Below are 21,965 nucleotides of genomic sequence, written 5' to 3' on the forward strand. Positions count from 1 at the left end.
CACCAGATACGGCGCGAACGGCAGACCGCCCGACCGGGCCGCGGCGAGTCCACTCGTTCGGCGCCCCGCTCCCGAGCCGGCTCCGCGCCGCCGTCCTCTGCCGCTCAGCGTGCCACGGCCGCCGGGTCCTCACCCCGCAGGGCCGGGTCGGCGGTCAGGGCCGCGTGGACGGCTTCCAGGACGGCGAGTTCCGCCGTGGAGGCGGCGGTCGCCAGGGCCATGTCCTCAGCGGCCAAGGCGACGGGAAGTGGACGCCGGTCGCGGTGGCGCGGCCGACGGCGCCCGCGAGGGGGCCCGCGCCGAGGGTGCGCAGGGCCAGATCGCGGGGCAGGCCGAGGGAGTCCGCGAGGTTGAGCGCCTCGCCGATCAGGGCGACGCCTCCGATGACGGCGTTGATGAGGACGAGCTTGAGGGCGGCGCCGCTGCCGGGGCCGCCGCAGGCGGTGGCGGTGCCGAGCCGGTCAAGGACGCCGGCGACGGGGGTGGTGCCGCCGCCCGCGAGGACGAGCAGGTCGCCGGTGGTGGCCCGGTCGACGCTGCCCATGACGGGCGCGTCGACGAGGGTGACGCCCTCGGGGAGCCGACGGGCGAGCTCGCGCACGGTGTCGGGGCCGACGGTCGAGCTGTCGATCCAGTGGGCGCCGGGGCGCAGCGCCGGGATCGTGGTGTCGGCGACGGCGACGGCGAGGGCAGCGGCCGGGTCGGCCGGCATGGTGAAAACGAGGTCGACGTCGGCGTCGGCGACGGCCTCGGCGGGCGTGGAGGCGCGCACATCGCCGGCCGCGACGAGGCCGTCGGCCTTGCCGGGCGTGCGGTTCCGGACAGGCCCGCGTCTTCGCCCAGATCGAGAAAACTCCGCCGCCGACGACGACCGGGGGCCGGTGGGCAACATCTTCCTCGCGCCCGACGTCCCGCCGTCTCTGCTGGGCCGGTGCGTACAACTCCAAGCCTTTGCCCGCGCCGCATACCGGCCTGCTGAGCCGACCGGGTGATTGCCGGGACTCGTCCGCACAAAGCCGCCTCGACGCGGAATCAGGTAGAGACGGACGACGTCGGTTGTGCGCTGTGCAAAGAAGGATGTGCGGTGAACGTTGACACAAGAGCTTCCGGCGATCCGGGACAGGCGCGCCCGAGAGGAACGGGGACACGGTTAAGGCGGTGGGCAGCTCGTCTTTTCCGACGGATCAGCCTCCGTCGGACGGCTGAGGACGGATGGGTCAGCCTCCGTACCTGGCGGATCCGCAAGACGGGGTGGTACGTGCCCGCCCTCACCGTGACGCTTCTCGGCGCGGCCGTCCTGCTCTTCCTGGCCACGCTGGCCGTCGTCACTCTGACGAGCTCCCCCAGCGACGGCTTATGGTCGCTCCTTTCCCGGGCGGAGACGCGTTGCAGCAGACACAGCCTCTCGTGCGGCATCCTCCAGACGATCCTCATGCCGTTGCTCACGCTGTCCCTTGCCACCGTCGCCTACCTCTTCTTCCGGTTCAGCCGCGTTCGCAGGGTGTACCAGAGGAAGGCCAGGCAGGCACCGCACGAACTCGTGGAAACGGCGGGCAGCATCTTCGGCATGGTCGTGGGCCGTGATCAGCTGTGCGCCGTCCTCGTCGAAGAACTCCGGGACTGCCGTACCCGTCGCACTCACGTCGTGGTCGGTGGGGTGGGAACGGGTAAGACGGCTCTGGTCGTGCTGCTGACGGCAGCCCTCGCCGAACAGAAGGCCGTACCCGTGCCGCTGCGTCTGCGTCACGCGGGCAAGGACCTGGACTTCCGGCGACTCGCCTTCGAACGGTTCTCCCAGGAGGTGCAGGGCAGTCTGCGCTCCGACGCCGAAGCGGAGAAGGTATGGCGGCGACTGGTCAAACAGGGACGGATCGTCGTGCTGGCGGACGGCCTCGAGGAGGCTCTGACCGATGAGGATCTGGCGGAGGAACGCGACACCGTCATCGGACTGGCCATTTGACGGGCCAACGAGCAAGGGCTGCCCCTGATCATCACCTCACGACCGCAGGACTCGCTGAGGGGAATGGAGGTCGCCCTCACTGATCTCGAACCGCTGAGCGAGGAGGCCGCGCTCACGTACATCTCGTCCGGCAGCCCCCGGGAGGACCGCCAGAGGCTGGACTGGATCGTGGAGATGGCCGGTATCACCGAGGCGCCTACGTACTTGCAGATCGCCGCAGAACTCCACGGGGCGGCGCTGCTGGAGCGGGCCATGACCGGACACTCCGACGAGGATGCTGTGGAGACACGAGGCGGGGACCGGGCGGCACTGCGCTTCCACCTGCTCGACACCTGGATCAACGCGCTCGTCAGCGGACGTTTCCGTCCCGAGGTGCCGCTGAGCCAGGAGGAGCGGCGGGCGACGGTCGACCACCTCTGCGCCATGGCCTGTGTGGGGCTGGCGACGGATTCCGCCGAAGTGCGGTTCGCCGACCTCGTTGACGAACAGGACCCGTCGCGGCCACGCTACCCGGAACTCGTGCGCGAACTGGCCCGGCGGGTGGAGGGGAGCCGGCTCGACATCCGACTGGCCGCGTACTGGGGAGCACGCCTGGGACTCATCGAGATCTGTGGTGACCGCGTCCGCTTCCAGCACAGCGTGGTCCAGGCTCACCTCGGGGCGCGCTTCATGAATGCCGTGATCCACCCCGACATCCCCGAGGAGCCGACGGACGGTTCCTTCTTCCCGGCAGCTCTGCGCAACCCGGGAAGAGAGCTGCTCATCGCCATGGTGCTCCATTCCCGCACGCCCGGCGGATCATGCCTCCACGAGGACCCAGCCGGTGAGCGAGTCGCCTGGTGCCCGGTCTCCACCGCGCGCGATCTGCTGCTCAATGCCGCCTGCCGGGCGGAGATGGACCGGGAGAGCCGGTCGCGCGTACCCGGTACGCCGGCACACGCCGGCCACCTCCTCCTGGGCCGCAGCCTGCACACCAAGGCCCTGGAGTTGTACGCGGCCGCTCTGGAGATCGACAGCGTGGACGAGGAACCGCAGCAGCACCTGATCGCGATGCAGCTGTGCACGTCCTGGTCGGATCTGCGGGCACGGGACCCGCTGACCATGCGTGCGGCGAAGATGCAACTGGTGTCGCGTTTCGGGGACGCGATGCGCGGTGTGGCCCGCAGGCACACCGTTGAGCCTGCCTACCTCGAGCTTTTCGAGATCGCACGCCTGGAACCGTCGTACGCGGTCCGGGTCGCGATCGCACAAGAGATCGGCGCGGGCGGCGACATCGCTTTCGAAGAGCTGCACCCCCGTCTCCGCGTGCCGAGGGCGGTGCGGGACCGGCTGATGGAGCGCGAACCCAACTGGCGGGAACAGCTGTGGGGCGGTCAACAGCCGGAGGACGTCGGAGAGCACGAGGGCAGGCGCCGTCGGCACGAGAAGGGGCCTGTCGCCCGCCTGCAGAGGGAGCACGAGGAGCGGGAGGAGCGTCGACGGGGGGAGCGCCGCCGGGAGAAGCAAGAGCGGGAGACCGCGGAACAGGAGTGGCGGGACGGTGTTCTCTGCGCGTGGCTGATTCCCCTCCTCGTGGGCTCGGTCACCACCCAGCGCCACCAGGACACCCCGTACGCATACCTGGAAGGGTGGGTACGCCGAGTGGGCCCGCAGGAGCAGACCGATGCACCGCCCCTGGACCTCGCACTGGAAGTGGCACTGGCACAGGGGTTCAAGTACGCGGCCAATCGCAGGCGCCGCCATCCGCACGCCCGCCCGGAAGCCCGTGAGTACCTCAGCGAGCAAGCCTGGTACATGCTTCAGCGCACGCGGTTCTGGTTCTCCCGGCTCACGCTGCTGCACGCGCTGACACTGTGGGCCCTGCCGGACGACGTCCACTCGGCCCACCCCGAGCAAGGGCATGGGTCGGACCCGGCGGAGCAGGTCCGGCAGTGGCTGGTCCTGCCGGGCGGCGGGCAGGAGCACCCCTTCGTGAAGGCGGCCGCGGAGCTGTCGGTGCGGGCTCTGGAGTCGCGGCAGCCCGAACGGTTCCTATGGATCGACGAATCGGGTGTCGCCGCCCACGTCGGTTCGCAAACGGCGCCGCAGGACGAGTCACGCAAGCACAACCTGTGGATTGCGCCCTCGACCGGGTGGAGCGCTCTGCACACGCCCACCAATCAACTCCTCGCGGATGTGCTCCTGCTGCTCAATCTCGCTGAGCGGGGCGATTGGCCCAAGGACCGCCTGCGTCGCCTCCAGCACACCGACCGGCCTGACCTGCCTCCCTGCCTGACGCGGGACCGAAGTCCTCTCGACCCCAGCCGGACCGTCGTACGGACGGCGGCCTCCCAGGCCGGCTCCAACTGCCGGGACGACTGCGCCTTCGAGCTGTGCCCTTACCCGCCGAAGGGCGTGGACGGGCACCGGGTGGAACTGAGCGAGGCCTTCTGCAGAGCGCAGTCCGCACTACTCTCACCGTCGCTGTCCGGGCGCCGCCGGAAAGCCGCCTGGCAGAAACGGACGGCGCACAGCGAACTGCGGCAGTTCTGGGAAGAGATGGGGCGACGGGCACAGGGCGACTCGCGCCGGTGACGAACCGGAGGGGCCCGTGTCGTTGCCGGTTGTCGACCGACAGGCGCGGTGTCCTCCACTCCAGCACTCAACCCTCTGACCGGATGCGACCGTGCCCGAAGACCTCGGGAGTGAATGAAGCTGGACCGGTTGGTAGGGCGTGGGGTGTTCGGGGCAGACGTGTGCGCGTGAGCGATGAACAGAACGTGAGCGATGAACAGCACAGCACCCCGGACGCCGCGCACCTGCGTCCCGAGGGCATGAGCGACAAGACGGTGGAAGCGCTGGGTGCGTTGTCGAAGGCGCTGGAGACGACCGAGCGGGCCCGCGGCGCGTTGTATGAGTTCCACCAGCTGACCGGCACCGCCGACTTCCAGATCGGTGACGCCGTACACCTACTGCGCGAGGCCGGCCATGACGACGAGGCCGACCTGGTCGAGCGGGAGATCCTCGGGCGCAACGTCATCCCCGGCCACTGGACCTTCCAGATCATCGAGGCCTACAACCAGACCTACCACCGCCCTTTCACCGACCTCGAGCAGCGCCTGGTCCACGACCTCGCCCAAGGCCGTGACCACCTCTACGAAGCCGAACTCAAACAAGCCCGCCGTCCCACAGGCGGCACCCCCCAGGACACCCACCACCACGCCGCCTCGTAGTGCTGAGCCCGGCCACCACGCCACTGCACCCACGAGGAGCCGTCGAGCAGCTGCTCCGCGTCGGGCACCGGACGGCGGGTACGTCGTGAGAATAACGACCTTGGGAGCGATATCAACTCCCGGCCTGCCTGGCGGCCTGGGCCCCTGCGCGATCAGCACGCCGCTGGGAGGGGTGACGCCGGTCGAGTGCATCGCGAACGCCCCGGTCCTGATCGGCGCGTCCTGGTCAGGGAGCGGACCTCAGCGGCGGTGCCTGCCACGTCACGGGCGGCTGGAGTAGGGGCGAGGGCTCCGGTCCGGGGTCATCGGTGTTGACGACGCCGGCGGCCGCGTGGTCGAAGTCGGCGGGCCAGCGGGTGTGCTCGCTGGCCAGGGCGCCGGTCAGGCGTGCTTCGACAAGGTCGGCGGTGCTCATGTCGGTGCCGCGCAAGTCGGCCATGCGGAGGTCGGCGCGGTGGAAGACCGCGCCGTGGGCGTCGGCCTTGCGCAGGTTCGCCTCGCGCAGGTCGGTCTCGGTGAAGTCGGCGTCACGCAGGTCGGTTTCGACCAGCTTTGCGGCCCGTAGGTCGCCCAGAATGCAGCGAGCCCGGCGGAGAATCGCGGTCGTGAGGTCGGCGTGCCGCAGGTTGACCGAGACCAGGGACGCCTGGGTCAGATTGGCGTGGTACAGGCTCGCCGCCTCCATGCAAGCGCGGTCGAAGTTGACCTCGGGGAACCACAGTCCGTCGCAGTCGGCCCGGCGCAGGTCGGTGAGGCTGAGATTGACCCAGGACTGCTCCCGGCGCTGGCACAGCACGCCGAGCGCGGTCAGCGCCACCTGGGTGTCGGCGGCGCGGGTCTCCAGGGGCGAGATGTCGTTGATGGGAGCGTCCACCGCCGGTGGTCCCGGCTCGACGGGTGGCCAGGGCAGGTGGGTACGCAGGTACGCGGCCTGGATGGAGATGATGGCTTCCCGGTCGCGGGCGGACTGCTCCGCGATCCGCCACAGCGCGTGCAACCCGCCGATGCGCACATCCAGCTTATCGCTGCCGAGCTGGTCGACGGCCCGGCTGAATCGGTCGGTGACGTAGCCCTCCTGAGTGGCGCGCAAACCGTCCTGACTGACCCGCAGCTGCCGCCAGGTGGCATACGCGCCGAAGAGCACGATCAGGCCGCCGACCACCTGCAGAAGCGTCGTACGGACATCGTTCACCGCCTTCAGCCGATCCTGCGCGGCGACGCTCGCCCCGGCGAGATCGTGGTTGACCACCACGCCCGGCAGTACGACGAACAGCGCGCCCAGAACGACCAGCACTGCTCCGACCAGTAGGCCTGCGGCTACACGACGCCTGACCGCACCGTCGTGCCATGCCCGCCGCCCGCGGTCTGGTTCCCCCATGTCCATGGGCATGGGAGCCTAGACACCACCCACAAGTCGATCAAGAGTGCTGTGCCACTGGCCCGTGACACGAGAACGGCCATACGAGTTGAGCGAGTTGTGACGCAAGCCTGGGCCCGTGCGGCCTGCTCCCATCCTGCCCTGTCCGGCATCTCTCGCGCGCACTTCGGCGAGTTGCTCGAAGAACTCGCGTCCCGGTGGCAGGCGGCGCGGGAGTCGGCTGCACGAGCGGCGTGGCGGAGCCCGTAGACGGGCCGCCGGCGCCGGACCCAAGCAGCGGCTCGCTTTCACCGATCGGCTCCTGATCACCCTCGTCCATCTACGGCTCGGGCTACCGCACGTCGCGCTGGCCGAACTGTACGGGTTGGACCGCTCCACGCTCTCCGGGGCGATCCGTCAGGTGCGGCCGCTGCTGGCGACTCGTGGCTTCGCCGTCCCCGACCACGGTTCGGTCCGGCCCACACACCAGCGAGTCGGACCGCAGCGACTGCGGCGCTTCGCTCGGCTCATCGTGCGGACCGGATAAGGATGCCCGCGATGTGGAGTCCAGCGAGAAAGAAAGATGGCTGCAGTTTTGTCAGTATCATCCGACGATGATCCACCAGTCAAGATCATTTGAAGACACCGCCCAGCTCCGCGATGAGCGCCGCTCCGCCCAGGAGTATCCCTTCGGCGGGAACGGTTGCGGTTCGCACGAGAGCCGTACGCTTTGTCGGCTGGGACTCCGTCCGGTCGGGCCCGAGGCCGGCCCGGGACGAGCGATCCGGGTGATGTAGAAGGCGGTCGACGGCGACGGCATTCTCACAGAGTGCGTAGGCCCCGGTCGGCGAACGCGATCAGCCACTCGAAGCTCTCGTCGATGTCGGCGCTCCACTGGAAACCGTTGGCCGCCTGCAATGTGGCGAAGCCGTGGCAGAGGCTGCGGAGCATGCGCAGGGCGTGGTCCACATCGGACTCTGCGATCTCGTAGCCGCGCAGGACCGTCATGAACGCGCCGAGCAGCTGCTGACCCGCGGTGGCCAGCGGATCCTCCGGGCCGGACGGTTCCACGCCAATTGTCGCGGCGTACTGGCCGGGGTGCTCCAGCACGAAGGCGCGGAAGGCGCGGGCCGCGGCCGCCAGGGCGTCGCGGCCCGCGTACCCCTGGACCGCGCCGCCGACGGCGTCGGCGGCCTCGCGCAACGCCAGGGCCGCGATGCGGCGGTTGAGGTCTTCCTGGCCGGCCACGTGCTTGTACAGGGACGGGGTACGCACGCCCACCCGTTCGGCCAGCAAGCCCATCGTCAGGTTGCCCAGGCCCACCTCGTCGGCGAGGGCGGCACCGGCCGCGACCACGGCCGCCGGGTCCAGGCCGGCCCTAGGCACGAGCGGCGTCCGATCGAAGGAAGGAGAGCATGAGCGAAACCACCTGGTCGGGGAACTGGTCGTGCGGGTAGTGCCCGGCGCCCTCGATCATCTCAAGGCGACCGAGGCCCGACGGCAGGGCGTCAACGATCGCCGAACCTTCGGCGTGCGGGTCGGCCCAGTCGGGGTCGAGCGTGCCCATGATGACCAGGACCGGGCAACGGACGTTGCCGAGCTGCGTGCCGGCGTCGGTCGGGGCGCTGCGCCCCATGCCCTGCATGGCCTTCATCCGGCCCGGCTCGCGCAGCAGGGCCTCGACGCGGCCGAGTCGTGTGGCCCAGTCGGCCGGCTTCACGCCGGGGTAGGCCACGTCGAGATACGAGCGCCACAGCGGCACACTGCCGAAGACGCCCGAGCCGAGCAGCCGCAGTATGCCCTGCCGGAAACGCTTGACCCGCAGGTCGCCGAGGCGGATCGACTGCTTGCGGGTGAACGGCGCCAACTCGACAACCGCAGTGATCAGCGAGGGCTCCTGCGCCGCGGCAATGGTGGCGGCGCCGCCGGAGGCCGAGTGGCCGACGAGCAAGGCGGGGCCGCCCAGGTGGCGGATCGCGGCAAGCAGGTCGCCGGCGATGGCGGTGCGGCTCCAGGCCGGCCAGCCGACGCTGGACTCGCCGCAGCCGCGCAGATCGACCGCGGCGACTCGGTAGCCCGCCGCCACCAGCGGCGGGATCACGGCACGGTACGCGGCGCGGCTGTCGCCCATGCCATGCGCCAGAACGATCAGCGGGCCGGCCCCCGCCACCTCGTAAGCGATCGTGCCGCCGTCGACGGCAAGGTATTCAGTCACGAGATCCTCCAAGGTGGCTAACTTGATTAGCTAGCAGCTAATCTCAATAGCTCACCTTGTCAACACGGTTATCGTTACGGCTCCCGTACCGCCTCCCGGTCAGTGACCATCGGCAATGCTCCGATGATCAAGTCCCTGACCACCTTGGCGGTCGACGTACGGTGCCTCGCGGCGACCATGATCGACCTCACCGGCCCGCGTAACTCGACTACTCACGCCCGGGCCGGCGTCCAATGAACCTTGACTTCCCGGGGCCTGTCGGCGGCGCGGACAAGGCCGGGACGCCGCCCCGCAGTCCCGGCCGACAAGACCACTACCGTGCGCGCCGCGTACCTGGAGGGCCGGTCCTGGAGGGCCAGTCCATAGCCTTGCCGGTAAGAGACCCAGAGGGATAGGGGTCGGGTCCGGGGGTAGCCGCAGTTGGGTACGACGCACGCGCTATCGCGGGAGGTATCCCTATGAGCAAGCTCGGAGACATGGCGAACAAGGCCAAGGAGATGGCGAAGGGCCACCCCGACCAGGCCGACAAGGGTGTAGCGAGCGCCGAGCGGATGGTCGACGAGCGCACGGGCAACAAGTACGACGCCCAGACCGACAAGGTCGCCGATGCGACACGTCGCTCCTACGGAGGCCACGGGGCCACGGAGCGCTGATCACACCCACACGCCAAAGCCCTGGGCCCCTGGCACTCCGCGTGCCAGGGGCCTAGGGCTTCCAGGCGTGCGCCTCCCGGCTGCGCCGCTCGTTCAGTTCGGTGCGTAGCGCGGCTCCATCCAGGTCCTCGAGGAAGTCGCGCTGGTCATTCTTGGCCAGGATGACGGGGGAGCCCGCCTGATCGCGTGCGTGCGTGCGTGCAGTCGTCAGTCGGTGGCGCGCAGGTCGTGTGCCGGGATCAGCCGTTTCCGCTGCGGGTCCGGTACCGCTTTGGGCAGGTCGACGACCTCGTGACGGCGGCAGATTGCCGCACGGCTGACGCTGCGCGCGGTGGCGGACTGCTGTGGGGTCAGCGTCGGACGCGAGTTCATAGCTTCGCCGGCCACAGCAGTCCGGCAGTGGCTATGTGGGGCGGAGGGGGCAACAGGGGCAGCAGGGGTGGGTCAAGGCAGCGGCGCCGCAGACGACGGGGGTTGCTCCGGTTCATCTCCCCGGTCACCTCGGTGCTGTGCACCCTCAGGCTGGAAGGGGTCTCGTGCAGTCTGGTGAGCGTTTGCTGAGCGATGTCCGTGAGCACGCTGGGGGACATGGTGGCAAGGGCGCTGATCGTGACTACTGAACGTGCGAGCGGCTGGCCGCGGAGCGCGGACTGGGGCAGCTGGACGCCGGAATGAACCTGGCCCGCCAGGATTCCTACCGGCGGATGATCGACCGCGGGTTTCCGTACCTGGCTGCAGGGCGTGGCCATGCACAGACCCAACGAGCCCGGCTACAGCCACCCGGACGCCACGTGATCGACGACTGACGTTGAGACCACCGCTTTACTCGGGTCCGGGGAAGACCCCACTCGAGCCAGAACGCCTGAACAGACACCACTTGTCGACGAGTTGCAGCAGCACTTGCTGCTCAGTGGATGGAGAAATGTCGGCGAGAACTGACACCGGTCGGCGGTCGAGGAATCAAGCTGCCTCTATTCGCTGATGCTGGGGTTGCTCGCCAGGATGTCCTCGGTGGTTTGCCAGAGGCGGGGCAGGAAGCGGGTGACATCTTCGGTGCGGCGGAGGATGTCCCCAGTGAAGCTGATGCCGAGGTCGGTGACGGCTGCCCGGAACGCCGGGGTGAAGGTGCGGTGAAGCTCGGGGGCGTCCGCAGCCAGGATGGTGTGACAGCGGGCGAAGGTTGCGATGATCCAGAAGACGGCTTCATGGTGGTCGCCACGGTCGATGAGGTCCTGGCTGCCGTCGATCGCGATCGGCCGTGCGGCCGGAGTGATGTCGCTGCTGAAGAAGAACGGGGTCCTGGCGACCTCGGCGGTGGCGTCGAAAGTCTTGGTGAGTTCGCGCAGATGGTGCTGGATGCGTCGGGCGGACAGGTTCCGGCAGCCGAGGAGATCCAGCAGTTCGGGGTAAAGGCCGGGGTGTCCGTAGTCGGCGAGGACCTCGCGTGCGGCCAGGTAGCGCAGGCGTACGGTCGGATTGCGCAGGGCGGCGACCAGAAGCACGTGGGTGGTCACGCCCGTGGGGAACAGCCAGGACAGCACCTGTTCGTGGAATGGTGCTGAGGGGTCGATGGCCGCAAGCCGGGATTCGATCCGGTGGCGGGCGTCCTGGCATCTGCGGCGGACCCACGGCCGGGCGGCGAAGCTGCCCGAGACCTGTGCCTGCAGTTCGCGCAGGTGGCCGGTGGGGTCATCGATGATCGTGTCGGTGCGGAAGCTGCCGGCCAGGTGATAGGAGGCGAGGACGTCTTCGGTAGACACGAGCTGTGACCAGGGCAGGTAGCTGATCTCCAGCAGGGTGTCGCCGTAGCGGAGTTTGCCCGGTTTGGCAGGCGGGTCGTCCTGGGCGGTGACGACGACGATGTCGACGTCCGAGGAGGTCGGCAGCTCGGCGTTGTCCGGGAGCCCGACCGTTGAGCCGCTGAAGTACGCCCCCCGGAACCCCGCATCTGACCGGGCATGCCGGGCGACCCATGTGGCCGCAGTAGAACGTCCCAGCCCCACGTTCACAACGCATCCTCCCCTGGTGACGAGTGCAAGATCTTCATTGTTCCAGTGTGCTGCGGCAGGCAGTTGCAATGAGGGGCGCGGCGGGCCGCCAGGAGCGGGAGGAAGCCAGTAACTACTTCACCACCGCGCGCATCATCAGCAGGGACCAACGCTGCGGCCGTCCGCCTCCTCGTCCGCGACGAGCGCATCCAGGCCGCCGACCGGGCCGCCGGCCTGCTCCTGCTGCTGTTCGCCCAACCTGTGCCGCTCCTACCGGCGGGCGCTTGGGCTTGACCTTCGAGTCGGGTGGAAGGTTTACCGTCGATGCCAGGAGGACCATGCGGATCTCCCAGCTTGCCGTAATGCTGATGCAGGGAAAAGGCGCAATGTCAGTGCCGTGCTGTTCACTTGGCCGCGTGGACGCCTCTGCTCTGCGCGCTCGTCTGAACGACGCCTGGCGCGCGCCCGAATTGCACTGCCCGCTGCCCATTCATGGGGCAGGACATTTCTGTGTGCCCAGTGACGCGGAGGATCTGGCCGAGCTGGAGCGCGTCGCTGCGGACGTGGTCGACGGGGCGGGTCTGCCGGTACGTGCGTGGGTCGTCGGGGGTAAGGCGGCAGGAGTGCCCGACGGTCCGCCAGTGGGCAGGGAGGGTGGGCTCCCCATCGGTGGGGAGGGCGGGCTGCTCGAGCTGCGCGGGTGGGTGCTGGCCGAGCACTGGTTCGGATACGGCGTGACGGCCACCGCCGATGGCCCGCGCCGCGTCGTGGTCCTCGCCCGGCGCGCGTTCACCCGCCCGCCCGGGGTCGGGTGGGTGGCGTTGCTGCGGGAGGCCACCGGGTGGACGGAGCCCGATCGGTGCGGCGTCGACTGGGCCGCGACGGAGGCAGCGCTGTGCACCGCGCTGCCCGGTGACTACAAGGACATCGTCGACGCCTTCGGCGCGGGCAGCTTCGACGAGTACCTGGACCTGCTGGTGCCAGGTGCGCTGGGCACGGATCTCGTCTCCTGGGGCCGGGACATGGCGCGGTACCCCGACCTGTACAGGCCATACCCGGTCCACCCCGCGCCCGGCCGCGTGCTCATATGGGGGACCTCCGAGCAGGAACTCACCTTCCACTGGCTGACTGGACCGGCCGATCCCGACGACTGGGCGGTCCTGGTGCAGCACCTGGACGGTGAGTGGCAGCGCTTCGACTGCGGCACCGGCGAGTTCGTGCTGCGCATGCTCACCGACCGCACCCCGCCGTTCGCCTTCCCGCCCTCCGCCGGACCGTTCCCCCACTGGTTCGCTTCATGGGAGCTGCCGGAGCGCTGAGCCCATGCTAACCCGGCTGTCAGCGCCGCTGACCGTGCTCGGCGAAGCGTCTGGGCCGCCGGGACCGACTGCGGGTCTGCTGGTCATGACCCTTGCCAGTTCCGATAGGCAGGCCATCGCCGACGGGATACGGCTTACCTTGCCGGCCGGCCGAGCCGGATCTGTCGCCGAACTCGCAGCCACCGAGCAGCAGTGCTGCCCGTTCTTCGACTTCCGCATCCACCTTGATGGCCGCCGGCTGTACTTGGAGGTCCGCGCACCCGCTGAAGGTGCGCCCCTCCTCGACGACTTGTTCGGCACGTCCCCCTGACCGCGCCCCAACCTCGTTCGCCACCCGCTTGTCAGCGAGATCTTGAGAGTGTGGGCGCCCATTCTCATTCGCTTCGATGAAGCCAGGTTCAGAGTCGAAGGTGGTGTCACCTGCCACCTGGTAGCCACGGCACTTCCCTCGCACGGATCGCAGCTACCACGCTCAGTCCTCCGGGCAGCTGAAGCCATCCGTCGACGGCGTGACCCCAGCCAGTTGCGCCTCCACCGCCTGACCTGCACGATGTCACAACTTCCGGTCGCCGAAGCACTGTTGTGCAGCGCCTGCTCGTCTGGGGCGCACTCGCGATCACCGAGAGGAGACAGCGGAGTGGATCCGGTTGTGGCAGGGGCGGTAGCCACCGTTCTTGTCAGCATCGTGAGCGGTGCAGTGAAGATCGCTCGCCATAGGCTCAGTGCAGAGGTGGAACTGGCCCGCATTGCGGACGCCGGTCTCACTGAGCGGGTCCGTCACACGGTCCCGTGGGGCACGCTTCAGGAACACGCGAAAGACAGGCACGTACAGGCGGCTCCCCGTCGCAGGGGAGGGGGCCACGATGGAGGACACCGCCGGCACTGAACTCGCGACAGCGCCACCACGGGACTCCTCCGCCTCGTTACCCGGACGCCAACTGGCCGAAGCGTTGCATCAGGAGCAGTACCCCGCCCTGGTTCGCTTTCTCCTCCTCAACGGTGCCACGTGGACAGCCGCCCAGGACGCGGCCCAGGACGCGTTCACCCAGATGTGCGCTCCCGGTCTTTCCATCGCCTATCCCAAAGCCTGGCTGCGCAAAGTCGCTTGGCGATCGTGGGTAAAGCAGAAGGTCACGCCCGAGGAACTTTGCTCGGACCCTCCCGAACCGCACGAACTGACGATGCGCTGGCAGACCCCCGCACAAGCGGCCGAACTCGATGAAGAGATCAAGACCGTCATTGCCCGTCTGCTCCAGCTCCCCGCCAAGCAACGCGCCGCTATGGCCTGGACCCTTGACGGATTCACCACAGAGGAAAGCGCGCGTGCCATGGGCACCACACCAGCAGCTGTCCGGCAGAACCTCGCTCGGGCCCGGACAGCCCTGAAAGCCGGCCTCGGGCCGAGTGGCGACGGGCGAAGTACGAAGGAGGAAGGACGATGAGCAGCGACCCGGCACGCACAGCACACGGGCAGTGCTCCGACGAGACTCTGGACGCCCTTCTGAAGACCGCGCACAAAAGGCTTGTCATCGCCGTTCACGATCGTCTGTCCGCGCAGGGCGGCGTCCCCGATCTCCATGACCCCGACCTCGCCCTCAGCAGAACTCTTTCCGCAGTACACCGCGCGCTGGGAACCTGCGTCTCCCAACGATTGGCCCACCAGGCGGCACCGGATGGTGAAGAAGTGTTCACCGAACATCTGGAAGGTTCCCTGCAGCCCGGCCATCCCCTTGCGGACAGGCTCGCGCCCGTACGCATCAAGTACCGAGGCCATGCACTGCAAACCGCACAGTCTTACGGACTGAAGGACCTCATGCCCGCTCTGGCAGGCGCCCGCAGAATTGCCGAGAACGTCATCAGTCTGCTGGAGTTCGAGGATGCCCTCACGCAGGTCTGCGTCTCCGTACAGCAGCTGGAGCGGCTGCTCGAACAGGCTGGACACCTCACAGAACGCCGGCCCGCGTCCACCGCTCCTCCCACCCCGGACTACCTGCGTGCAGTGGAGGAGTCCCTGCAGGTCCACGCCCAGCCCCTGCTGCGCGCCGTTCACAACGCCCAGCACCTCCTTCAGGAAGAGCTGGTGCCCATGCTTGCCGACCCTGACAGCGTCATGAACTCGGAGATGGTCACTCAGGACCTCGCAGATGATCTCGAGCAGGCGTGGGTAAAGGCGCACGACCTGTCGCGCGCCGTAGCGGTCGTGCACGCGGTAAGCAACGACTTCGTCGGGGAGGACCTGCGACAGGCCAAGCTGGAGGGAACCCTTCTTGCAGGTGTTCGCTGGAACGCGTCGACCGTCTGGCCCGAGGAATGGGAACCACTCATCCGGCGCGCATCCATGCCGGCGGAGAAGGAACCGGGAATCCTTGTCATCGCGGCAGAACCGTGCGACACCATGGTGTCGGCGGAGACATGATCGCTTCCCTCGTCGCCAACCACGCAGGATCGGAAGTAGTGAAGAGGAGCCCTCACAGCCCCTAGTGCCCGGCTGTTGAGCAATGCTCAGGACCTGTGGATCAACCTCGGGAGCGCGCGAAGGGCGTACCTTCCCAGGTGATTGATCGAGAAGTCACCGAGTAGACGCGCGTTGCAGCGCGGGCGGCAAGGCACGCCCATGCTGACCGTAGTCACCGCCGAGTGGTCCGCGGGGGCTTTTCCGGTCGCCGCGGCGACGGTGGCCGCGGCCCCCTGGCGAGTACGGCCAGGCCGAGTTACATCGATCTGCCGGGCCAAGTCGGGCGGGAGCGAGGCGATCCCGGCCTTGTTCGCGTCGACGCGGTAGACCGCGGTCTGGGTGAGGGCGAGACGGCCGTTACCGAAACTGGTCAGGAACGAGGTGCGGCAGAGCCGCTTCGAGTGCCCTTGTAACGCGCGGGGGTGGTACCCACGTGGCGTGTGAAGTGGCGACTCAGGTGGGCTTGGTCATGTAATCCCACAGTTGTAGCGACGTCGGCGGGTCGGTGGCCGCTGAGGAGAAGGCGACGTGCCTGGTCGATGCGCTTGCCGGTGAGGTAGGCGTGTGGCGGTAGGCCGTGGGTCTGCTTGAAACAGCGGATCAGGTGTGTGGGGTGGGCGTGCAGGATGGCGGCCGCCTCGCGCAGGGATATGCCGGCGTGTATCCGTGAGTCCAGTAGTTCCCGTAGCTCGGCGGCGAGCCGGTTTGCCTCACGGCCCGGTGTGCGGGGCTGGAGCGCGTCGAGTCGGGAATGGAGGCGTTCCCGGATGAACGAGAGGCGGGACTCGGCTTCGAACCCGTCTTCGGCATGGACGAGCGCGGCGTGCAGTTGATGGATCCGATGGCGCAGTAGCCCGTCGTTGATGACCGGAGACTGCACAGCACGGCCGGTCAAACGCTGCGGGAGTACGGAGTCGTCCAGGTAGAGGTTGCGCTTGCGGAGGCCTGACGCCGTGACGGTCCGACCGTCGTGGGGGACGCCGGGCGGCAGCAGGATCCCCGTTCCGGCGGGATCGGCGGGACCGTGCCCAGGACTCGCCCGGGAGTGATCCGGTACCGGGTCGGGAGCGTCAGGTCGGAGGCTGGGGCATGACCACACCGGTCGGTGCATGCACCCGCCATGCGCCCAACCGCGCATTCCATCCATCGGAGGAGCACGTTGATCAGCGATGTTCTTCACCGTGGAGATGTCCTGACGAAATACGAGGACCGGCTTCGGCGGGCCCTCAGCCAGGTCGGACGTAGCTCCCGGTCCAGCTCCGAGTTCACCCCTCCCTTCGAACTTCCGGCCCCCTCGTCCTCTTTGAGTGAGTTCTTCGCCGTCGCCGGTCCCCACTTCGCGGAGCTGGGCACGGTCGGCCGGACCAGGCTCGTCCTGCTCGACCTGATGGGCAACCCGGCCACCCGTACGGTCAAGACCCTCGCCTCGCTGGTGATCGTGGCCCGCGCGGTGCTGCACACCGAACGCACCGGCGAGCCGGTGATGATCGTGACGCCCTCCTCGGCGAACAAGGCGACGGCTCTGCGGGACGCGGTGCTTCGCGCGTACCGGACCGGCCTCAGCGACCCGGACGGACTGCGGATCGTCACCGTCGTCCCGGAGGCCGCCCGGCCGAAGCTCTGGTCCTCCGCCCTGAGCGAGGACCCCGCCCTGGCCGCGCGCAACCCCATGTGCGTGCTCGCGCCGGGTGAGCTCGGGGTCAAGCCCCTCACCAAGCAGCTGGTCGACAACGCCGCACAGGAACTGGCCGCCCGTACCGGGTTCCGGCTCTGGCACACCCTGGACCTGGTCAACTACCAGTGTTCCGACGCCGTTCGCGCCTTCGCCGAGCACGCCGAACTGCCGCAGGCGCCCGGCGTCACCCGGACGCACGCCCACGCGGTGTCGAGCGCCTTCGGCCTGCTGGGCCACCACTTCGGGACGACCCTGCTGCCCGGGTCGCCGGCTGCGCCGCAGTACTTCCTGGTGCAGCACATGGCGACACCCGACATGGTGCTCAGCCTGTACGGCGCGACGCCACCGGAGTACCGCTTCGACCCTGCGACCGGGCTCTACCACCAGCACAAAGACCCGCGCTACCCCGCCACGACCTTCGACCCGGCCGAGAACCTCGAACCGACCTTCTACACCCGCCGGCCCGCGACCTCACCCGCGATGAACCAGCTGATCCGCACGCACGGCGGGGGCGGCGTAGTCGTCTCGCTGTACGAGTGCCTCTCCCGGTACGCCGAGATCCGGGCGCTGCTCGCGGGCACGGCCGTCGATCTGCCGGCCGACCCTCGTGAGCTGCGAGAGTGGTCGCTGGTGATGGCCCTGACCGGCGCCCTCACCGGCATGGAGCGCGGCCTGCTCGACACTGACGAAGTCGTCGTGCACGGGTCCGGCTCGTACGGCGTCCAGGACTTCACGCCCATCCCGGACGGCCGGCTCCGTGGGATCGCCGATGCCGAGCAACTGCGGCAGGTCGTCTTCGCCGCGGCGAACGCGCGGACCCCTTGATGACCGCCGTACCGCTCACGGTCTGGGCGAGGTACCGGTGGACCACCGGCACCGGGGGCTGGGCGCGGGTCCGGGAGCGCTGGGCGGACCTTCCCGGACGCCGCTTCACGCACCAGGTCCTCAGCTCGGCCGAGGGCCGGCTCTCGCTGGCGTACCAGGGCTGTCCTGAGGGGATGACCTACCTCCTGCCCTACCTGCGAAACCAGATGGCGGCCCAGGTGGGCGCGGTCTCCGTCTCGGACCGACAGTCGCCCACGTGGCGGCAGATGCTCCGCGCGGCGCACCGGCCCACGGCCGACCTGCTGGTGATCGGCTGCTCGCGCGAGCGGGTCCGCCGACTGCCGGCCACCCGGTCGGCGGTGCTGCCCTTCCGGATCAACATGGCACTGGACGTCGACGCCGAAGCCGTCCACAGCAGCGTCTCCGGCAACGAACGTCGCCAGTTCGTGGTGCTCGACCAGCAGCAGCATGTGGTGGTCGGCCGAGAGCCGGAAGAGCACCCAGCGGAACAGCGGCAGTCGCCCGACGTCGAAGGGACGTGCCACGATCGTCTGCATCCGGTCGAGCGCCAGGATCTCCCGGATTTCCTCCGGCTCGCCGCTCAGGTCCTCGACCTGGACGCTCACCGGGTAGGCAGGGTGGATGATCTGCTCCGGTATCCCGTCGGCGCCTTCGACGAAGGTGGTCCGCAGCAGTTCGTGCCGGCGGACGATCTCGCCGAGGGACTCCTCCAGCACCGCGACCGACACCGGCCCGCGCAGGTCGAGGTACGCCTGCGTGGCGTACGCGATGCTGTCCGGCACCAGCTTGCCCAGGAACCACACCTGCTCCTGCGGGAGCGAGAGCGGGATCGGCCCGGTCCGGTCGGCCCGGGGCGGGCCCTGCACCTTCGTGGCGGCGTCGGCGTTGACCCGCAGCCATCCCACCAGACCGGCGACGGTCGGGTGTTCGAACACGACCGAGACCGGGACGTCCGTCTGGAACTCTGCCCGCACCCGCGTGATGATCTTCGTCGCGAGCAGGGAGTGCGCGCCGAGCTCGAAGAAGTTGTCGTCGACGCCGATGTCGTCCAGGCCCAGGATCTGCGCCACCGTGGTGGCGACCTTCTGCTCGTCCCGGTCGCCCGGCGCGACGTAGGGCACCGAGAGCTCGGGCCGGGTCGAGGGCGGGGCGGGGAGGGCGCGGTGGTCCACCTTGCCGCTGACCCCGAGCGGCAGTTCGTCCAGGACGACATAGCCGTTGGGCCGCAGGTGTTCGGGCAGGACCTCGCCGACACGCTTCCGGAGGGCGGGGACCAGGAGGGACTGGTCGGCGGACGCGGTGACGTAGGCGATCAACAGGACGTCGTTGCCGCTGCCCCGGGTGACGACCGCCGCGTTCTGCACGGCTGGATCGGTGCAGAGCGCGTCTTCGATCTCCCCGGGCTCCACCCGGAACCCGCGGACGGCCAGCTGCCGGTCGGCCCGGCCGTGGAACTCCAGCGCCCCGTCGGCACGCAGGCGGCCGAGGTCACCGGTGCGGTAGAGGCGCGCGCCGTCCGGCCCGGTGACGAAGCGTTCCGCGGTCAGCTCCGGCCGCCCGTGGTAGCCGGCCGTGACACCGGCGCCGCCGATGTGGATCTCGCCGATCTCCCCCGGCACGACCGGTGCGAGCCGCTCGTCCAGGACGTGCACGGACGTTCCGGCGATCGGGAATCCGATCGGTACGGGCCCGGCCGCGGTGTCCGTCGTGCAGGACCAGACGGTGGTGATGACGGTCGCTTCGGTGGGCCCGTACTGGTTCTGCAGTTCGCACCACGGCGCGAGGGTCAGGAACCGGTGGGCCAGACCGGGCGGCAGGACGTCCGCCCCGGAGATGGCCAGGCGCAGCGACGCGCAGTCGGCGGCGAAGTCCGGCAGGTCGACGACTTGGGCCAGCATGGCCGGGACCATGTCCCAGATCGTCACGCCGTGCCGCTTGACCGCGGCCACGAGTTTCGCCGCGTCCCGCCGCTCGTCGGCGGCCGCGACGACGAGCTTCGCGCCGAAGGCGAGCGGGGCGAAGATCTCCAGCACCGATGCGTCGAAGGTGAAGGAGTGCGTGAAGATGGTGACGTCGCCCTCGGAGAGCTTGTAGCCCTCGCCCACGGCGTTCAGCAGGTTCACGACGTTGGCCTCGGTGACCCGCACGCCCTTGGGACGGCCGGTCGACCCGGACGTGTAGATGACGTAGACGAGGTCGTCCGGGCCCCGGCGTACCGTCTCGAAGGCCGGCGCGGACCCCGCCCCGGCCGAGTTCGGGACACCGATGACGGGCAGCCCCCGGCCGGACAGGCGCGGCGCCAGGTGCTCTTCGGCGAGCACCGCCGACATCCCCGAGTCCTGCACCAGGTAGTCGAGCCGCTGCTCGGGGTACTCGGGGTCGAGGGGCACATAGGCGGCGCCCGCCTTGAGCACGCCCAGGATGGCGGCGATCATCGCCGGTCCGGGCTCGGCGCACACGCCGACCAGCGCCCCGGGCCGCACCTCCCTGTCGGTCAGTTCGCGCGCCTGGCGGCGGGCCAGGGCGTCGAGTTCGTGGTAGCTGAGCGCGCCCGTCGTGGACACGATGGCCGTGGCGTCCGGTGTGGCCGCCACGTGTGCTTCGAAGAAGTCGATGAACGACTCGGTCACTGTTCGGCTCCTCGTTCGGTTTCGTATGGCACTGCCGTTCAGACGGCGAAGACTGTCTCGACCACGCGTCCACTGCCGCGCCGGTCGGCGGCCGAGGGCACCGGGTCGCTCACCAGACACACCCTCTGCAGCCAGCGATCACGGCCGTCGAACCGCGCGGAGAACTCCGAACGGGCGTGGACGGCACGCCGGTTGTTGACGATCAGCAGATCGCCCGGCTCCAGGCGGACCCAGCGCTGCACCTTGTTGACAGCGCTCCGGAGCGCTTCGAGCGCCTGCTGCGCGTGCGGCGTCTCGCCGACCATCAGGTCGAGGTCGAAGGTCATGTACGGGTCGTACGGATTGCCGTACAGCACGGGCAGCGTGGGCCCGTTGCCCTGCACTCCGTTGGCGCTGCCGAAGGAGTAGTCGACGCCTGTCCGGAACTGCGGGAGGAACAGCTCGCAGCGGTCCGCCAGGCTCACGTGGGGCAGCGCCATCCGGACGCTCGCCATGATGGTCTTCGCGATGCCGTCGTGGTCGCTCCGCAGGCAGTGCAGCATGAGGAAGTCCGGCATGTGCGGGTGGAATGCCGTCTCGGTGTGGAAGTCCAGCAGGATCGCGGAACTCTCCGAGGAGAGGTTGGCCGCGTTGTGCGGAGTGGGTGCCACGTTCTGGAAGAGCAGACCGTGCTTCTCCTGGTGGTAGGCGAGGGGAAAACCCAGTGCGGACGCGAATCCGGCCAGCCAGAGTTCGCTCAGCCACGTCGACTTGTCCAACCGCCGCGCCGGATCGGCGGGGGTGCCGGGCAGTTCCGCGTCCACGGGCAGCCCGCGTACCAGCAACCCCTCGTAGTCGTTGGACCGGTGCCGGAAGGTGGTCACCGCCTCACGGATCACCCGCGGCATCTCGTCGAAGCGCAGCTCCGCCTCGAGCAGGAAGGCTGCCTGCTCCTGGTAAGGATCCGGCAGGATGCCTCCGCCGATCCGTTCCAGCAGGGACCGGTACGGCCGGGCATCGACGACGTGCGAGCCTTCGACCTTCGCCAGATCCTCCTCGGGATGGAACGAGCGGACGGTGAAGCAGCGCTCGTGCGTAACCGCCTTCGCCAGTTCGGAGCCGGCCGGAGCGTACTGGCCGGTGAGCAGCCAGCTGAGTGTGTTGAGCAGGAACCTGGCGTTGTCCGCGCGCCCGAGGAAGGGCAGGGCGGACAGTTCACCGCCGCCCACGACGACGAGCCGTCCGGCGCCCACCTCGGCCGCGGCGGCGAGGACGCGCCCGTCTCGGGCGGCGATCGCCGTGGCTGCGGAGCCGGTGACTGTCAGCCCCCTGGCCCGGTGGAAGTACAACTGCTCGACGCCTTCGGTCACCGGATGTCCCGGCAGCACGTCGGCGGAGACCGAATAGGTCAGGAGGTGGCTGGTCGGCGGTTCCTGGCGGACGGATACGAGGTCGGGTTCCAGAACCAGCCCCCGGCACCAGGTGGGACAGCGGGCAGGGCGCGGTGTCGGTCACGGAACCGCCGAGGACCAGCAGGTTCCTGCCCGAGGTGAGATGGCCGCGCAGCAATGCCAGGTCCCCGGCCGTCAGCGGCGGTTCGTCCGCCGTGGGCAGCGTGAGTATGAGGAGGTCCGCTCCGTCCAGCGTGTCCTTCCCCCAACCGGCGTCGATCGATC

18 protein-coding genes and 1 pseudogene are annotated in these 21,965 nt (G+C 69.2%); 9 read left to right on the plus strand and 10 right to left on the minus strand.

What is annotated here, in order from left to right; genetic code table 11:
• Positions 1 to 154 precede the first annotated feature (154 nt).
• Positions 155 to 772 carry an NAD(P)-binding domain-containing protein gene (locus QFZ58_RS32895; RefSeq protein WP_307128516.1) on the minus strand — a complete coding sequence of 206 codons (618 nt, stop codon included), beginning with the start codon at positions 770 to 772 and terminating at the stop codon, positions 155 to 157.
• Between the two features lie 486 nt (positions 773 to 1,258).
• Between QFZ58_RS32895 and QFZ58_RS32900 the strand changes: the two genes are divergently transcribed.
• The 3 genes from QFZ58_RS32900 (at position 1,259) to QFZ58_RS32910 (ending at position 5,172) form a co-directional block, all read left to right on the plus strand.
• Positions 1,259 to 1,960, plus strand: a complete 702-nt coding sequence (locus tag QFZ58_RS32900) for a hypothetical protein (RefSeq protein WP_307128517.1) — start codon at positions 1,259 to 1,261, stop codon at positions 1,958 to 1,960.
• 63 nt (positions 1,961 to 2,023) lie between these two features.
• The gene (locus QFZ58_RS32905) at positions 2,024 to 4,534 is read left to right on the plus strand and encodes a hypothetical protein (protein ID WP_307128518.1); all 2,511 of its coding nucleotides are present in this window, start codon (positions 2,024 to 2,026) and stop codon (positions 4,532 to 4,534) included.
• A 239-nt stretch (positions 4,535 to 4,773) separates the two neighbouring features.
• Positions 4,774 to 5,172: a hypothetical protein gene (locus QFZ58_RS32910; protein WP_307129073.1), complete on the plus strand. Its 399-nt coding sequence runs from the start codon at positions 4,774 to 4,776 to the stop codon at positions 5,170 to 5,172.
• A 226-nt stretch (positions 5,173 to 5,398) separates the two neighbouring features.
• On the opposite strand, the gene QFZ58_RS32915 is transcribed toward QFZ58_RS32910, so the two are convergent.
• Positions 5,399 to 6,463, minus strand: coding sequence for a pentapeptide repeat-containing protein (locus QFZ58_RS32915; RefSeq protein ID WP_307129074.1), 1,065 nt, complete (start codon positions 6,461 to 6,463; stop codon positions 5,399 to 5,401).
• Positions 6,464 to 6,668: 205 nt separating this feature from the next.
• Between QFZ58_RS32915 and QFZ58_RS34600 the strand changes: the two genes are divergently transcribed.
• Positions 6,669 to 7,076 carry a transposase family protein gene (locus tag QFZ58_RS34600; protein ID WP_373428626.1) on the plus strand — a complete coding sequence of 136 codons (408 nt, stop codon included), beginning with the start codon at positions 6,669 to 6,671 and terminating at the stop codon, positions 7,074 to 7,076.
• A 275-nt stretch (positions 7,077 to 7,351) separates the two neighbouring features.
• Here the strand turns inward: QFZ58_RS34600 and QFZ58_RS32920 are convergent, their stop codons facing one another.
• Together QFZ58_RS32920 and QFZ58_RS32925 are read right to left on the minus strand one after the other, a co-directional pair.
• A complete protein-coding gene (locus QFZ58_RS32920; protein WP_307129075.1) occupies positions 7,352 to 7,885 on the minus strand; it encodes a TetR/AcrR family transcriptional regulator in 534 nt (177 codons plus the stop codon).
• 22 nt (positions 7,886 to 7,907) lie between these two features.
• Positions 7,908 to 8,744, minus strand: a complete 837-nt coding sequence (locus QFZ58_RS32925) for an alpha/beta fold hydrolase (protein WP_307128519.1) — start codon at positions 8,742 to 8,744, stop codon at positions 7,908 to 7,910.
• Positions 8,745 to 9,202: 458 nt separating this feature from the next.
• On the opposite strand from QFZ58_RS32925, the gene QFZ58_RS32930 reads away from it, so the two are divergent.
• Positions 9,203 to 9,397: an antitoxin gene (locus QFZ58_RS32930; RefSeq protein ID WP_307128520.1), complete on the plus strand. Its 195-nt coding sequence runs from the start codon at positions 9,203 to 9,205 to the stop codon at positions 9,395 to 9,397.
• Between the two features lie 207 nt (positions 9,398 to 9,604).
• On the opposite strand, the gene QFZ58_RS32935 is transcribed toward QFZ58_RS32930, so the two are convergent.
• Positions 9,605 to 9,769 (minus strand): hypothetical protein, encoded by a 165-nt coding sequence (locus QFZ58_RS32935; RefSeq protein WP_307128521.1) that lies wholly within the window; start codon positions 9,767 to 9,769, stop codon positions 9,605 to 9,607.
• Positions 9,770 to 10,368: 599 nt separating this feature from the next.
• Positions 10,369 to 11,406 (minus strand): hypothetical protein, encoded by a 1,038-nt coding sequence (locus QFZ58_RS32940; RefSeq protein WP_373428627.1) that lies wholly within the window; start codon positions 11,404 to 11,406, stop codon positions 10,369 to 10,371.
• A 491-nt stretch (positions 11,407 to 11,897) separates the two neighbouring features.
• Between QFZ58_RS32940 and QFZ58_RS32945 the strand changes: the two genes are divergently transcribed.
• Complete coding sequence (locus QFZ58_RS32945) at positions 11,898 to 12,704, plus strand: hypothetical protein (RefSeq protein ID WP_307128523.1); 807 nt, start codon at positions 11,898 to 11,900, stop codon at positions 12,702 to 12,704.
• A 19-nt stretch (positions 12,705 to 12,723) separates the two neighbouring features.
• Here the strand turns inward: QFZ58_RS32945 and QFZ58_RS32950 are convergent, their stop codons facing one another.
• The gene (locus tag QFZ58_RS32950; RefSeq protein ID WP_307128524.1) at positions 12,724 to 13,131 is read right to left on the minus strand and encodes a hypothetical protein; all 408 of its coding nucleotides are present in this window, start codon (positions 13,129 to 13,131) and stop codon (positions 12,724 to 12,726) included.
• Between the two features lie 436 nt (positions 13,132 to 13,567).
• On the opposite strand from QFZ58_RS32950, the gene QFZ58_RS32955 reads away from it, so the two are divergent.
• Together QFZ58_RS32955 and QFZ58_RS32960 are read left to right on the plus strand one after the other, a co-directional pair.
• Positions 13,568 to 14,146: an RNA polymerase sigma factor gene (locus QFZ58_RS32955; protein WP_307128525.1), complete on the plus strand. Its 579-nt coding sequence runs from the start codon at positions 13,568 to 13,570 to the stop codon at positions 14,144 to 14,146.
• Positions 14,143 to 15,120 carry a hypothetical protein gene (locus tag QFZ58_RS32960; protein ID WP_307128526.1) on the plus strand — a complete coding sequence of 326 codons (978 nt, stop codon included), beginning with the start codon at positions 14,143 to 14,145 and terminating at the stop codon, positions 15,118 to 15,120. Before QFZ58_RS32955 ends, QFZ58_RS32960 begins: the two co-directional genes overlap by 4 nt.
• A 409-nt stretch (positions 15,121 to 15,529) precedes the next feature.
• Here the strand turns inward: QFZ58_RS32960 and QFZ58_RS32965 are convergent, their stop codons facing one another.
• Positions 15,530 to 16,306 carry an AraC family transcriptional regulator gene (locus QFZ58_RS32965; protein WP_307129076.1) on the minus strand — a complete coding sequence of 259 codons (777 nt, stop codon included), beginning with the start codon at positions 16,304 to 16,306 and terminating at the stop codon, positions 15,530 to 15,532.
• On the opposite strand from QFZ58_RS32965, the gene QFZ58_RS32970 reads away from it, so the two are divergent.
• A complete protein-coding gene (locus QFZ58_RS32970; protein WP_307128527.1) occupies positions 16,280 to 17,659 on the plus strand; it encodes a DUF6002 family protein in 1,380 nt (459 codons plus the stop codon). The two genes, QFZ58_RS32965 and QFZ58_RS32970, sit on opposite strands and share 27 nt — an antisense overlap.
• 458 nt (positions 17,660 to 18,117) lie before the next feature.
• Here the strand turns inward: QFZ58_RS32970 and QFZ58_RS32975 are convergent.
• Both QFZ58_RS32975 and QFZ58_RS32980 read right to left on the minus strand, forming a co-directional pair.
• Positions 18,118 to 20,430 (minus strand): annotated as a pseudogene (locus QFZ58_RS32975) (amino acid adenylation domain-containing protein); the annotation flags it as partial.
• Positions 20,349 to 21,659 (minus strand): TauD/TfdA family dioxygenase, encoded by a 1,311-nt coding sequence (locus QFZ58_RS32980; protein WP_307128528.1) that lies wholly within the window; start codon positions 21,657 to 21,659, stop codon positions 20,349 to 20,351. The gene QFZ58_RS32980 and the pseudogene QFZ58_RS32975, both read right to left, overlap by 82 nt.
• Positions 21,660 to 21,965: the final 306 nt, after the last annotated feature.

The sequence above is a fragment of the Streptomyces sp. B1I3 genome (assembly GCF_030816615.1).
GTDB lineage: Bacteria > Actinomycetota > Actinomycetes > Streptomycetales > Streptomycetaceae > Streptomyces.

Excerpts from the sequence above, each read along its gene's own strand:
- QFZ58_RS32910 (WP_307129073.1), top strand. The coding sequence starts at position 4,774 with ATGAGCGACAAGACGGTGGAAGCGCTGGGTGCGTTGTCGAAGGCGCTG.
- QFZ58_RS32930 (WP_307128520.1), top strand. The coding sequence starts at position 9,203 with ATGAGCAAGCTCGGAGACATGGCGAACAAGGCCAAGGAGATGGCGAAG.
- QFZ58_RS32955 (WP_307128525.1), top strand. The coding sequence starts at position 13,568 with ATGGAGGACACCGCCGGCACTGAACTCGCGACAGCGCCACCACGGGAC.
- QFZ58_RS32965 (WP_307129076.1), bottom strand. The coding sequence starts at position 16,306 with ATGGATGGAATGCGCGGTTGGGCGCATGGCGGGTGCATGCACCGACCG.
- QFZ58_RS32970 (WP_307128527.1), top strand. The coding sequence starts at position 16,280 with ATGCGCCCAACCGCGCATTCCATCCATCGGAGGAGCACGTTGATCAGC.
- QFZ58_RS32960 (WP_307128526.1), top strand. The coding sequence starts at position 14,143 with ATGAGCAGCGACCCGGCACGCACAGCACACGGGCAGTGCTCCGACGAG.
- QFZ58_RS32905 (WP_307128518.1), top strand. The coding sequence starts at position 2,024 with ATGGAGGTCGCCCTCACTGATCTCGAACCGCTGAGCGAGGAGGCCGCG.
- QFZ58_RS32935 (WP_307128521.1), bottom strand. The coding sequence starts at position 9,769 with ATGAACTCGCGTCCGACGCTGACCCCACAGCAGTCCGCCACCGCGCGC.